This is a genomic window from Streptacidiphilus fuscans, assembly GCF_015690355.1.
In the GTDB taxonomy this organism is placed as follows: domain Bacteria; phylum Actinomycetota; class Actinomycetes; order Streptomycetales; family Streptomycetaceae; genus Streptacidiphilus; species Streptacidiphilus fuscans.
Window position 1 is genome coordinate 1 of sequence record NZ_JADPRT010000006.1, and the last position, 12465, is coordinate 12465.

12 protein-coding genes and 2 pseudogenes are annotated in these 12465 nt (G+C 71.8%); 8 read left to right on the plus strand and 6 right to left on the minus strand.

Annotated elements, in window-relative coordinates; translation table 11 throughout:
• Positions 1-126 (plus strand): annotated as a pseudogene (locus tag I2501_RS39370) (RNA polymerase sigma factor SigF); the annotation flags it as partial.
• On the opposite strand, the pseudogene I2501_RS15800 reads toward I2501_RS39370, so the two are convergent.
• The 3 genes and pseudogenes from I2501_RS15800 to I2501_RS15810 all read right to left on the minus strand — a co-directional run.
• Positions 126-647: pseudogene (locus I2501_RS15800) on the minus strand (isochorismatase family protein); the annotation flags it as partial. The pseudogenes I2501_RS39370 and I2501_RS15800 sit on opposite strands and share 1 nt — an antisense overlap.
• A gap of 75 nt (positions 648-722) precedes the next feature.
• Complete coding sequence (locus tag I2501_RS15805) at positions 723-2129, minus strand: MFS transporter (RefSeq protein WP_196194680.1); 1407 nt, start codon at positions 2127-2129, stop codon at positions 723-725.
• Between the two features lie 81 nt (positions 2130-2210).
• The gene (locus I2501_RS15810; RefSeq protein WP_196194681.1) at positions 2211-2651 is read right to left on the minus strand and encodes a MarR family winged helix-turn-helix transcriptional regulator; all 441 of its coding nucleotides are present in this window, start codon (positions 2649-2651) and stop codon (positions 2211-2213) included.
• A gap of 261 nt (positions 2652-2912) precedes the next feature.
• Here I2501_RS15810 and I2501_RS15815 point away from each other — a divergent pair, with 261 nt between their 5' ends.
• On the plus strand, positions 2913-3077 hold the full coding sequence (locus I2501_RS15815; protein WP_196194682.1) for a hypothetical protein: 165 nt from the start codon (positions 2913-2915) through the stop codon (positions 3075-3077).
• A 74-nt stretch (positions 3078-3151) separates the two neighbouring features.
• Here the strand turns inward: I2501_RS15815 and I2501_RS15820 are convergent, their stop codons facing one another.
• Positions 3152-3292, minus strand: coding sequence for a hypothetical protein (locus I2501_RS15820; protein ID WP_196194683.1), 141 nt, complete (start codon positions 3290-3292; stop codon positions 3152-3154).
• A gap of 214 nt (positions 3293-3506) precedes the next feature.
• Complete coding sequence (locus tag I2501_RS15825; protein WP_196194684.1) at positions 3507-4157, minus strand: Type 1 glutamine amidotransferase-like domain-containing protein; 651 nt, start codon at positions 4155-4157, stop codon at positions 3507-3509.
• A 186-nt stretch (positions 4158-4343) separates the two neighbouring features.
• On the opposite strand from I2501_RS15825, the gene I2501_RS15830 reads away from it, so the two are divergent.
• The 6 genes from I2501_RS15830 (at position 4344) to I2501_RS15855 (ending at position 11733) form a co-directional block, all read left to right on the plus strand.
• Entirely contained in the window at positions 4344-4700 is a 357-nt protein-coding gene (locus tag I2501_RS15830; protein WP_196194685.1) for a hypothetical protein, read from the plus strand.
• A 171-nt stretch (positions 4701-4871) separates the two neighbouring features.
• Positions 4872-6029, plus strand: a complete 1158-nt coding sequence (locus tag I2501_RS15835; RefSeq protein WP_196194686.1) for an acyl-CoA dehydrogenase family protein — start codon at positions 4872-4874, stop codon at positions 6027-6029.
• Positions 6029-7705, plus strand: coding sequence for a thiamine pyrophosphate-binding protein (locus tag I2501_RS15840; RefSeq protein WP_196194687.1), 1677 nt, complete (start codon positions 6029-6031; stop codon positions 7703-7705). The genes I2501_RS15835 and I2501_RS15840 overlap by 1 nt, the downstream gene beginning before the upstream one ends.
• Positions 7706-7719: 14 nt before the next feature.
• Complete coding sequence (locus tag I2501_RS15845) at positions 7720-8883, plus strand: glutamate dehydrogenase (protein WP_196195020.1); 1164 nt, start codon at positions 7720-7722, stop codon at positions 8881-8883.
• Positions 8880-10943 carry an acetate--CoA ligase family protein gene (locus tag I2501_RS15850; RefSeq protein WP_196194688.1) on the plus strand — a complete coding sequence of 688 codons (2064 nt, stop codon included), beginning with the start codon at positions 8880-8882 and terminating at the stop codon, positions 10941-10943. The genes I2501_RS15845 and I2501_RS15850 overlap by 4 nt, the downstream gene beginning before the upstream one ends.
• Before the next feature lie 19 nt (positions 10944-10962).
• Positions 10963-11733, plus strand: coding sequence for an SDR family oxidoreductase (locus I2501_RS15855; protein WP_328806393.1), 771 nt, complete (start codon positions 10963-10965; stop codon positions 11731-11733).
• 54 nt (positions 11734-11787) lie between these two features.
• Here the strand turns inward: I2501_RS15855 and I2501_RS15860 are convergent, their stop codons facing one another.
• The gene (locus tag I2501_RS15860; protein ID WP_196194690.1) at positions 11788-12399 is read right to left on the minus strand and encodes a TetR/AcrR family transcriptional regulator; all 612 of its coding nucleotides are present in this window, start codon (positions 12397-12399) and stop codon (positions 11788-11790) included.
• Positions 12400-12465: the final 66 nt, after the last annotated feature.

The window sequence follows — 12465 nt, forward strand, 5'->3', positions numbered from 1 at the left end:
CCGACGATCATCGGTGAGATCAAGCGCTTCTTCCGCGACACCAGCTGGTCGGTCCGCGTCCCGCGCCGCCTCCAGGAGCTGCGCCTGGCGCTGACCAAGGCGGGCGACGAGCTCTCCCAGCGCCTGGTCTCCCCGAGGCGCGGGAAGACCAACGTGGCCGAGTTCTCGTGCGCGGCGGCATCGAGGTCGGTCATGGCGTCGAGCGGCAGCGTCACGTGGAAGCCGTGCTCGTAAGCCTGCCGGGCAGTCGACTCGACGCCGATGGCCGTGGCGATGCCGCAGACGACGACCTGGGTGACGCCGAGGTCCTTGAGGTGCTCGGCCAGGTCGGTGTTGTGGAACGCGCCCCAGGTGTACTTGGTGACGGTCTTGTCGCCGGGCTGCTGGTTGAGCTCAGGGAGCAGGTCGGTCCAGCCGTCGGGGAGTGCCGCAGCCGAGGCTCCGAAGCCCTGCTCGGTGCGACCCGGGGCGCCGCCCGCGACGTTGACGAGGACCACGGGGAGCTTCTTGGCCCGGAAGGCGTCGGCGAGCTCGGCCGCCTTGGCGAGGACGCCGTCGAACGGGTGGACCGTCGGCATGTGGGGTGCGGCGCCCTGGAGGTCGACGACGATGAGGGCGGTGTTGGGGTCGATCGTGGTGATGGACATGAATGTCTCCTGAATCAGTTGAGGCGGTTCGAGGGTTCTAGGTAGTTCTGGGTGGATCGACGTGGCGCCGAACGGTCACTTCCGGGCGGGCCGCAGGGTGCGGTCGGCGAGGGTGAGCGCCACCAGCACGACGCTGACGGCCGTCATGATCCAGCCGATCTGGTGCACGCCCTGGTCGGTGACGCTGTGGTGGAAGACCAGACCGGTGACGGCGCTGGCGCCGATCGAGCCGACGTACCCGAAGGTGCGCAGCAGCCCGGAGGCGGTGCCCAGTTGGTCTGCGGGCGCGTGCTGGGTGAGCGAAATCTGGTTGCCGGCGGTCGAGAAGCCGATGGCGAGACCGAACACCAGGGTCAGCACGACCACGACGCCCATCCACACCGTCGAACTGAGCAGCAGCACGCCGACCGATCCGATCAGGCAGGTGGCCGCCGCGGCGACGACAGGCCCCCGGACGAGTCCGCGCCGCGAGAGCGGCGTGATGATGAGGCCGGATATCAGGGTCATCGGCAGCAGGAGCAGTCCGGCGGCGGACTCGTTGAAGCCGCGGACGCTCTCGATCCACTGGGTGATGCCGTACAGGACGACGTAGACACAGAGCTGGGTCAGGCCGAAGCGCAGATAGGTGTTGGCAAGTCCGGGGTTCGAGGCCAGCAGCCGCACGTCGATGAAGGGCGTGCGCGCGCGAAGCTCCCACAGCACCAGCACCGCCCATATCGCCAGGGAGAGCACCAGGATCCACCAGTGCACGGCGGGCAGGTCGAACAGGAAGATCAGCAGCGTCAGCATGGCTCCCGCGAAGCCGACGATGCCGGGCAGGTCGAGCTTTGACGCGATGTCACGCGCGCTCATCCGTTCGGCACGCTTCGGGTCGGGCTCGATCCAGGCGACCGCGGCGACGAACGCGATGACGGCGACGGGAACGTTGACGAAGAAGACCGCCCGCCAGGTCAGGGCGTTCACCAGCACCCCGCCGAGCGGAAGGCCGAGCGAGGCGGTGGCGATCCCGGCGATCATGAGTCCGCCGAGCACGCCGCCCGGCGGCTTGGCCAATCCGGCGTCCTTCGCGCGGCGTTGGATGAGCAGCATCGCGGTCGGATACGCGCACGAGGTGCCGAGTCCGATCACGACGCGGCTCACGATCAGCATCCACAGGCTGGTCGCGAAGCCGCCGAAGACGCCGCCCAGGGCGACCATGACGATGCCGGATATGAAGACGCGCCTCGGCCCGAACACCTCGGCGGCCTTGCCCGCGGTGGGCTGGGTGACGGAGCTGGCCAGGTAGAGGGCGGCCACCAGGGCGGCGGTCTGGCCGATCTGGATGCCCAGGTCGTGGGCGATCGGCAGCAGCGCTGTCGCGATCAGTGAGCTGTTGATCGGGTTGAGGGCCGAACCGAGGAACAGGGGCGTCGTGAACCGCCAGGAGAACGGGCGGCCACCGTGCGCGGGAAGGGTCGCTGAGTGCCTTTCGGTCAATGACATAAGCACGTCCTTGGTGCGGTCGAGGCCGCACGTCATCGCCTCCGCATGCCGGGGGCATGGGAGTTGGTTCGGAGAGAGAGATCAGATGTGCTGGGCCAGGCGTTCCAGCAGCGGAGCGGCGGCGGCGAGAACGGCGACCTCGTCGTCGGTGAACGCGTCGGCGAGCGCGACGGCCATGCGGTCGGACAGCGCGTTGCGGCCGGAATGAAGGGCGTCGCTGCCCGCACCGCTCACCGACAGCAGCGATCGACGCCGGTCGTCGGGGTCCGGGGCGCGCGTCACGAGCCCGTGCTTCTCCAGCGACGCGACGGTGGAGCCCATCGCCTGCGGGGTGATCTGCTGCTGACGCGCGAGATCGGCGACGGTGGTCGACCCGCTGCGCTCGATCTGGGCCAGCGCCGACAGCTCCGGGGCGGTCAGCTCCCCGTCTGCCACGGCCTCGCGAGTGCGCCGCTTGACCATCCCCACCGCGACGTGGATCGCGGTGGCGGTGGACCGGTTCAGATCATCGCGAGCGTTCATAACTAGAAGGTTAGCCTTCCAATGGCAACATTGCAAGCCCAGCCTTCTTATCGCACCTCGCGGCGGAGCCCGTCAGTGCGAAGGGCACGATCCCGTCGATTGCGGCGGCCCAACCGCAACCTTGGCTCCCCCGGCACAGGCAGTCATCCAAAAGGACACCAAGCGGAGCGGTCGGCCTGACTTGACGCACCCTCATACCCCGTGGGCCGGCCGAATGCCACCATGGCAGGACCAGTCACCAAACGGGATGGGGGAACGAACATGCCCAATTGGGGAGGCGGGAGCGCTGGCAGCGGCGACGCCCCGGAGGGCGCCGAAGTCAACACCACTCCAGAGCCGGAGGCCGAGCAGGCCGAGGAGCAGGCGGCCACCGTGGAGCCCACGGTGAGCCGCGGCATCCCCGACCCTTCCGAGCCCAGCGGCTGAACCAGCAAGCACAGCGCGACAGGCCGGGTCGGCTCCGACATTCGGGAGCCGCCCGGCCTGACGCGCGGTCGAAGTCAGTAGCCCAGGCCCCACTTGATCTGGCTGGCGACCGCGTGGGCCTTCGCGGGCTGCGCGGGAAGGCTGGCAGCGAACGGCACAGCCACTGCGAAGGCAGCGGCCAGAGTGAGGGCGGCGATGATCCGGCGGGTGGTCATGTGTCTTCCTTCGGAAAAGGGGCAGGAGATTGCTCGGGGGAGTCTTGGGTTCCGATTGAACGGGAAGGCATCGAGGAGATTGCCGACGGATGAATCTGGTCAAGGCTCTTAACTTGAATCGGCCGACGAAGCTGGACGCCGAGCCCGCTGCCGCCGCCCCAACGTCTGGATCCACCAGATCCGCTGCCATGAAGGCCGCAGTCGGCCGACCGAGCTAGCCGAGTAGATAAACTCCGTCGCCGTCGACCAGCAGGACCTGCCCGTCACGCAGGGTGCGGTGCGGGACACCGGTGGACCGGTAGTGCGCGGCGACCTCCGCGCACAGCTCCGTCTCGGGATGGCCCGGCGAGTCGACGTGCGGGACGAAGGCGTGGGCGAGGACGCCGAGCCCGTCCCAGAGCGGTTCGGCTCCCCAGACCTCGGTGACCTGCTGGGGCCCGTCGCACAGCTCCAGCCCGCGCAGCGACGGGGCCAGCACGCAGGGTCCTGCGCTGTAACCGGCGTAGACGAGGCTGTCCTCGCGCAGACGGGCCGAAAGGACGCCGTCCGCGCCACTGCGGGCCATCGCATGGCGGAGCACGAACGCGTTGCCGCCACGCACCCAGACAGCCCGGAACGGCGCGAGCGCGCGCTCGACCTCGGCGTGCGGCCGGTCGAAGAACTCCCGCAGGTCAAGCTCCTGCGGCCGGAAGCCCAGCGCGGCGAGCGCGTCCACCTCCCGCGCGACGCCCGCACGGCGGACGTCCTCACGCGCGGCGTCCATCGCGTCCGCGATCACGGCGATCCGCCCCGGTCCGCCGGGCAGCAGCCCGAGCAGCCGGTCCGGATGGTCACCCACGCGGAAGGACGACAGGTACAGGCGCATCCCGCGACCGTAGCAGGGCTAAGGATGCGACAAGACGGGTGATCACGCCGTACAGAGCGCGTCAAGAACGTCAAGATCGACTCGAAGATCACGATGGAATATCCTGCGGCGTCCGCAAGCGGACGCAGGATCAACCGACGTTCCACACAAACGCGTTCACGACCAGCACACACGGGGGACCACGCCATGGCGCAGCTTCTGATCGAGGAGAACTTCCAACACCTCGACGGCCAGGACGTCGAGGACCTGATCGAGGCGTTCGAAGAGCTCGGGCTGCGCGCGGAGCCGACGCAGCCGCGCAGCGAACCGACACGACGCGGCTGGGTGCTGACGCTGCACTGGCTGAGAGACGAGACGGAGACGGTGACCGACCCGGTCCTCGGCGCGGCGCTGGCCTCGGCGGTCCGGGACGTGCTGAGCAAGGAGCACGAGGTCGGCTGCGGCGGGACCAGGGTCCGCGGCCGGACGCTCCCGGCACGGATCGACATCCGCGACCGCACTGGCACGCTGGTCACCACGCTTGCGGTGCCACCCGCCCACTGAGCGGCGTCCGCCGCACGGCAGGACAACGAGCCGACCACCTCCGCAGGTGATCGACTCTCCCACATTACTGAATGACGATTCAGTCGGCGGAACCGTTGACAGCCCCTCCGCAGGCTCCGGATACTGAACCACAATTCAGTTGGAAGCATCCGCGTCGCGCCTGGAGGCACCGTGTCCGTGCTGCCCGTCGAGCTGTGCCCGCTCACCCCAGAGCAGAACGACATCGTCGAACTCACCCGCAGCTTCGCCCAGGAGGAGATCCGCCCGCGTGCCCGCGCGGTCGACGAGGCCGACACGCAGACCCCCTGGGACCTGTGGCGGGCGGCGGCCAAGGTCGGGATCACCGGCTTCATGCTCCCCGAGGAGTACGGCGGCGGCGGGTTCACCGACGTCTTCTCGCAGTGTCTGGTCCAGGAGGAGCTCTGCGTCGGGGACCTGGGGATCGGCAACCTGCTCTGTTCCAACGGCTTCTTCGCCGACCCCGTGCTTGAGCTCGGCACCGAGGAGCAGAAGCGCACCTGGCTCACCCCGCTCGCCGGGCCCGACACCCCGATGACCTCCCTCGCCACCACCGAGCCCGGCGCCGGCTCCGACGCCGGATCCATCACCACCACCGCCACCCGCACCACCGGCGGCTATCTGCTGAACGGCCAGAAGGCGTGGATCTCCAACGCCGGCGAGGCGGACTTCTACGTGGTCTTCGCCAAGACCGACCCCGCCGCGCGCGCACGCGGCGTCAGCGCGTTCCTGCTGCGCAAGGACACCGAGGGGATGACCTTCGGTGAGCCGATGCGCAAGATGGGCCAGCGCGCCATCGTCTGTCGGGAGGTCTTCCTCGCCGACGCGTTCGTGCCCGAGGAGAACCTGCTCGGCGCGGAGGGCCAGGGCTTCAAGGGCCTGATGCGGACCTTCGACATCTCCCGCACGGTGCTGGGCGCGGCGGCCACCGGCGTGGCGCGCGCCGCCTACGAGTACGCCCGCGACTACGCGCGCACCCGCGTCCAGTTCGGCAAGCCGATCATCGAACACCAGGCGGTGGCGTTCCGGCTGGCCGACATGCGCACGCGGATCGACCAGTCCCGGCTGATGACCTGGCGCGCGGCCAAGCGGCTCGACGCGGGGCTCGACGCGACGAGCGAGGCCGCGATGGCCAAGCTGACCGCCTCGGAGACCGCCGCCTGGTGCACCTGGGCCGCCGTGCAGACCCTCGGCGGCTGGGGGTACTCGCGCGAGTACCCCGTCGAGCAGTGGATGCGCGACGCCAAGTTGGAGGAGATCGAGGAGGGCACCTCCGACATCATGCGCCTCGTCATCTCGCGGGGCCTGTGATGGCCGACCATGCGCCCCTCACGGGCGGCGAGGCCGTCGTCCGGGCGCTGGCGGCGCACGGGACCGACCTGGTCTTCGGCATCCCAGGCACCCACAACCTGGAGCTCTACCGGCACCTCGGCCGGTACGGGGTACGGCATCTGACGCCACGTCACGAGCAGGGAGCCGGCTACGCGGCCGACGGCTACGCCCGGACCACCGGACGTCCCGGCGTCGCCGTCACCACGACGGGGCCCGCGCTGCTCAACATCGCCGCCGCCGTCGGGCAGGCGTACTCCGACAGTGTGCCGCTGCTGGTGATCTCCCCCGGGATGCCGCTGCGGCATCCCCGCCAGTCCACCGGGCTGCTGCACGAGATGCCCAGCCAGACCGAGGCGTTCCGGCACATCGCCGCGTTCAGCCACCGGGTCTCCTCGGTCGCGGAGATCGGCGCGGCGGTGGCGCGCGCGTTCACGCTGTTCCGCAGCGAGCGACCGCGTCCCGTGCACATCGAGATCCCGCTGGACCTGCTGGAGACCGCCGAGCCTGCGGGCGACCCGCGCGTCGCGCCCGCGACCGCGTTCCCCAGGCCCACGCCGGAGGTCCTCGCCGAGGCGGCGGCCGTGCTCGACCTGGCCCGCCGGCCGGCACTGATCTTCGGTGGTGGGGCACGCAGCGCCGGTGAGGCCGCCCTTGCCCTGGCCGTGCGGCTGGGCGCGCCCGTCGTGACGTCGGCCAACGGCAAGGGCGTCGTGCCCGAGTCGCATCCGCTCTCGCTCGGCGTGGCGCTGCACAGCCCGGCCGTGCAGAAGTGGCTGACGGACCGTGACGTGGTGCTGGCCGTCGGCACCGAGCTGGCCGAGTCCGACCTGTGGTCAGGCCCGCTGACGCTGGACGGCACGCTGATCCGGGTGGACCTCGACCCCGCGCAGATGTACGCGGGCCTGCCCGCGGACCTCGCCCTGGTCGGCGACGCGGGCGAGGTGCTGGGCGATCTGTTGTCGGCCCTCGGCGGTCGCGCCGACGACGCGAACCCCGACACGAACCCCGACTCGCACCCCGCCGCCGTCGCCGCCCAGCTGCGCGCGGCGCGGGACGCGGAGACGGCGATCCGGGACGCCCGTTGGCTGCCGTTCCTCGCGGCGATCCGCTCGGTCCTCTCCCCCGACTCGGTGATCACCTCCGACAGCGCGCAGGCCTGCTACTACGGCGCACTCCCCCACCTGCCCGTCGACCCGCCCGGCCGCTACCTGCACCCGACCGGCTTCGGCACGCTCGGCTACGCGCTCCCCGCCGCGATCGGCGCCAAGGCCGCCTGCCCGGAGCGTCAGGTCGTCGCGCTGAGCGGCGACGGCGGGTTGCAGTTCAGCGTCCAGGAGTTGGGCACGGCGGCCCAGCTCGGGCTGCCGCTGCCCGTCGTGGTCTTCGACAACGGCGGCTACGGCGAGATCCGCGACGAGATGACCGCGCGCGGGGACGACCCGGTCGGCGTCGACCTGCCGTCGGTGGACCTGCCCGCGCTCGCCCGCGCCTACGGCGGCCACGGCATCCGGGTCACCACCCCGGACGCCCTCGCCGCCGCGTTGCGCGAGGCGCTCACCACCCCCGGGCCCACCGTCATCACGGTTCCCGAAGCCGTTCCAGCAACCGTTTCCGAAGCCGTTCGCGCAACCCTTCCCGAGGAGGCAGCACAGTGACCGGAACACCGCTGATGTCGATCACCTGGACCGACCATGTCACCGGCCGCCACGGCTATCTCGTCGTCGACCGCCTGGTGCGCGGGGTGTCCAGCGGCGGGCTGCGGATGCGCGCGGGCTGCACGCTGGAGGAGGTCACCGGCCTCGCCCAGGGCATGACGATGAAGGAGGCCCTCCACTACAACCCCGAGGCCCGCTACATCCCCCTCGGCGGCGCCAAGGGCGGCATCGACTTCGACCCGCAGGACCCCGAGGCGTACGGCGTGCTGGTCCGTTATCTGCGCGCCATGCGCCCGTACGTGGAGAGCTTCTGGACCACCGGCGAGGACCTGGGCCTGCGTCAGGACCTCGTCGACCGGGCGGCGGAGGAGGCGGGCCTGGTCTCCTCGATCCAGGCCGTCTACCCGCTGCTCGACGACGAGGCCGCCGCCCGCAAGCGGCTGGCGGACGCCTTCGCCGTCGAGGTGGACGGCATCGGCCTGGACGAGCTGGCGGGCGGCTGCGGCGTCGCCGAGGCCGTGCTGGCCACGCTGGACCGGGCGGGTGTGCCGTACGCGGGCACGCGGGTGTCGGTGCAGGGCTTCGGGACGATGGGCGGGGCCACGGCGCGGTTCCTGGCCCGCGCCGGGCTGCGGATCGTCGCCGTCGCGGACGTCAAGGGCACCCTCGCCAACCCCGACGGTCTCGACGTCGAGGCGCTGCTGGCCGCCCGCGACGCCTTCGGCACGGTCGACCGCTCCGCTCTGCGACCCGGCGACACCGAACTGCCGGGCGACGCCTGGCTCGCGGCGGACGCCGAGGTGCTGGTCCCTGCCGCCGTCTCGTACTGCGTGGACGCGGCCAACCAGCAGCGGATCACGGCCCGTTGGATCGTGGAGGCGGCCAACATGCCGGTGCTGCCCGAGGCCGAGACGCTGCTGGCCGCACGCGGCGTCACCACCCTTCCCGACGTCGTCGTCAACTCCGGTACCAACGCCTGGTGGTGGTGGACCCTCTTCGGCGACATAGGCCCGGACGCCGACGAGGCGTTCGCCTATATCCGCCGCTCGATGCGCGCGCTGATCGAGCTGATGCTCACCCGCGCCGAAGCCGACGGTTGCACCCCGCGCCAGGCCGCGCACGCCATCGTCGCCGACCGGCTGCCGGAGATGGCGGACCGGTTCGGGTGGTACCGGTGAGCGACACGAGCGCCGCCGCCGAAGCGCATCCGCTCGACGCGCTCTTCGCCCCGCGCTCGGTCGCCGTGGTCGGCGCGTCGGAGAACCCCGAGAAGTGGGGATACTGGCTGGCCGCAGGCGCGCTGTCGGGGCGTCAATTCCGTGAGGTCCATCTGGTCAACAACCGCGGCGGCAAGCTGGAGGGCGTGCCGTTCCTGCCGAGCCTCGGCGCGCTCCCAGGCCCGGTCGACCACGTGGTGGTGACCGTGCCTGCGGCACACGTCCGCGCCACCGTCGTCGAGGGCCTCGCGGCGGGTGCCCGCTGCTTCACCGTGGTGACCTCGGGCGCCACCGCCGCCGAGGAGCAGGAACTGGCCGCGCTGATCACCTCCCACGGCGCGCGGCTGCTGGGCCCCAACTGCATGGGCGTGGTGGACACGGGCAGCCGACTCCAGCTCAGCTGGGGCGACTTCCCGGCCGGCGCGGTCGGACTGGTCTCGCAGAGCGGCAATCTGGCGCTGGAGATCGGACGGCTTCTGGCCCGCTCGGGCCAGGGCTTCTCGCGCCTCGTCTCGCTGGGCAACCAACGCGACATCGACGCCGCCGACGCGCTCGAAGCGCTCGTCGCCCACGAGCCGACCCGGGTGATCACCGCCTACATCGAGGACTTCCGCGACGGCAGGCGGCTGGTCCGGGTGCTGGCCGAGGCCCGGCGCGCGGGAAAGCCGGTGCTGCTGCTGACGGTCGGCCGCAGCGAGGCGTCCGGGCGCGCCGCCGCGTCCCACACCGGCGCGCTGGTGAGCGCCCGCTCGACGGTCGCCGCCGCCTGCCGGGACGCCGGGGCGTTGCTGCTGGACAGCGCCGGTGAACTCGTCGACGCCGCCGTCGCGTTGCTCTCCCCGGCGCTGCCGGGTGGCGTCAGGGTGGCCGTCGCGGGCGACAGCGGCGGCCAGGGCGCGCTGGCCGCCGACACGCTCGCCGTCCACGGGCTCACCGTCCCGCCGCTGCCCGATGCCGCCGCTGCCGCGGTGACCGCGTATCTGCCGCCGGGCGTCGTGCCCGCCAACCCGGTGGACCTGGCCGGTGCGGGCGAGGCCGACCTCGACAACTACGCCGGGATTGTCACCACCTTGCTGGACAGCGGCGACACCGACGCCGTCCTGCTGACCGGCTACTTCGGCGACTACGCCAGCGCCAACCCGACTCAGCAGGAGCACGAGTGCGCCGTCGCCCGACGGATGGCCACGGCGGTACGCACGTCCGGCAGGCCACTCGTCGTCCACACCATGGCCCGCGACACCCCGGCCCTGACGGTCCTGCGCGAGCACGGCGTCCCCGTCCACGAACGCGTCGAGCACGCCTGCGCGGCACTCGTCAACGCGCTGCGGTGGCGCCAGTTGACACCGCGTCAATTCGATCCCGGACTCCCGCCGCACACAGGCGACGTCCTCACGGACGGCGGCTACGAGTCGACGCGCGCGCTGCTGCGCGGCTACGGTCTGGCCTTCCCCGAGGCGGACTTCGTCACCACCGCCGACGAGGCTGCCGAGGCCGCGCGGCGGATCGGCGGTCCGGTCGCGCTCAAGGCGATGGGCCTGGCCCACAAGACCGAGGCGGGCGGCGTCGCCCTGGACCTGCGGGACGAGGACGCGCTGCGCTCGGCCTTCGCCCGCATGCGGGCGGCGACGGGCGCGGACCGCTACGCCGTCGAGGCGATGGTCCGCGCCCCGCACGCGGTCGAGCTGATCGCGGGGGTGCGCCGTGACGCCGCGTTCGGGCCGGTGGCCATGGTCGGCATCGGGGGCACCACCGCGGAGTTGCTGAGCGACACCGCCCTCGCCCTGGCCCCGCTCACCCCCGACACCGCACGCGAACTGCTGCTCTCGCTGCACCACGCCCCGCTGTTGACGGGCTGGCGCGGCGCGCCGCCCGTCGCCCTGGACGCGGCGGCCGAGGCGGTCACCGCGCTCGTACAGGCCGCCGTCGACCACCCCGAGGTGGCCGAACTGGAGGTCAACCCGCTGCTCGTCCACCCGGGCGGAGCGGTCGCCCTCGACGCCCATGCCGTTCTTGCCCCCTGAGACTTCGAGAGGACTGTCCGTGTTCACGGATCGCACATTCATCGTCACCGGCGGCGGAAGCGGCATCGGCCGTGCCGTCGCCCTCGCGCTCGGCGAGGCCGGAGCCCGTGTCGCCGTAGCCGGTCGCACGCCCGAGCGGCTGGAGGAGACCGTCGCGCTCCTCGCCAAGCAGGGCGCCGAGGGACTCGCCGTCCCCACCGACGTCCGCGACCCCGCCGCCGTCGACGCCTTGGTCGATCTGACGGTACGTCACTTCGGCTCCGTCGACGGCCTGGTGAACAACGCGGCGGGCAACTTCGTCGCGCCCGGCATCGACCTGAGCCCGAACGGCTGGAAGGCCGTCATCGACATCGTCCTGAACGGCTCGTTCCTCTGCACCCGGGCTGTGGCACGGCAGTTGCGTGCCCAGGGCACCGGCGGATCGATTCTCTCCGTCATCGCCACCTACGCCTGGCACGGCCACCCCGGCACGGTCCACTCGGCCGCCGCCAAGGCGGGCGTGCTGGCGATGACGCGGACCCTGGCCGTCGAGCTCGCACCGCTCGGCATCCGGCTCAACTGCATCGCGCCCGGCCCGACCGAGACGGAGGGCGCCGGGGCGGCGTTGTGGGCCGACGACAACGCCCGCGCCCAGGTCCTGGCGACCGTCCCCGCAGGCCGGTTCGCCGATCCGGCGGAGGTCGCCGACGCCTCGCTGTTCCTGCTGGGCGACCGGGCCTCGTACCTGACCGGCGAGTGCCTGACGCTCGACGGCGGGCAGTGGCTGGGCAAGCAGATCTACGGTCGCTGACACGTCGTCAGGGCCAAGGGCTGACAGAGCTCATGTTCTCGGAGCTCCGTGCCGTCAGCGGGAGAGACCCTCCCGGGGCAGGCCGAGTTCGCGGGCGAGGGCGTCGTCGACCCACTCCAGCATCGCCTTGCGCGACAGCGAGCCTCGGTAGGCGGTCATCTGCACGGCCAGCCCGTCCAGCAGGGCGGTCAGCCGCCAGGCGGCGCCCTGCGGGTCGTCGCAGGCGTACTCGCCCGCCTCGGCGCCCTCGCCGATCACCTCGGCTAGCGCCGCCTTCCACTGCTGATCGAGCCGCTGCACCACGTCACGCAGCCCGCCCTCGCGCAGCGAGACCGCCCAGCCCTCGATCCACAGCGTCCAGCCCTTCGCCTGCCCGGTGGGCGCGTACCAGCGGACGGCGGCCTTGAGCCGCTGCACCGCGCTGCCGCGCCGGCCGAGCAGCTCGCGCAACCGGGCCAGGTCGGCCTCGGCGGCGTAGGCGAAGGCCTCCGCGACCAGCTTCTCCTTGGTCTCGAAGTGGTAGATGACCAGCGCGTTGCTGACACCCAGGGCGGCAGCCACGTCGGCGACCCGGAGCGCGGCGACGCCGCGCTGCCCGATCTGCTCGACCGCGGCGCGCAGGATCTCCGCCCGCCGCTCCTCCACGCTCAATCGCACTCTCGCCACGGCGCCACCTTATACGGCCCTCTGTTCAGACTCTTGACACCGCCTCGCGGCGGCACCACAGTACCA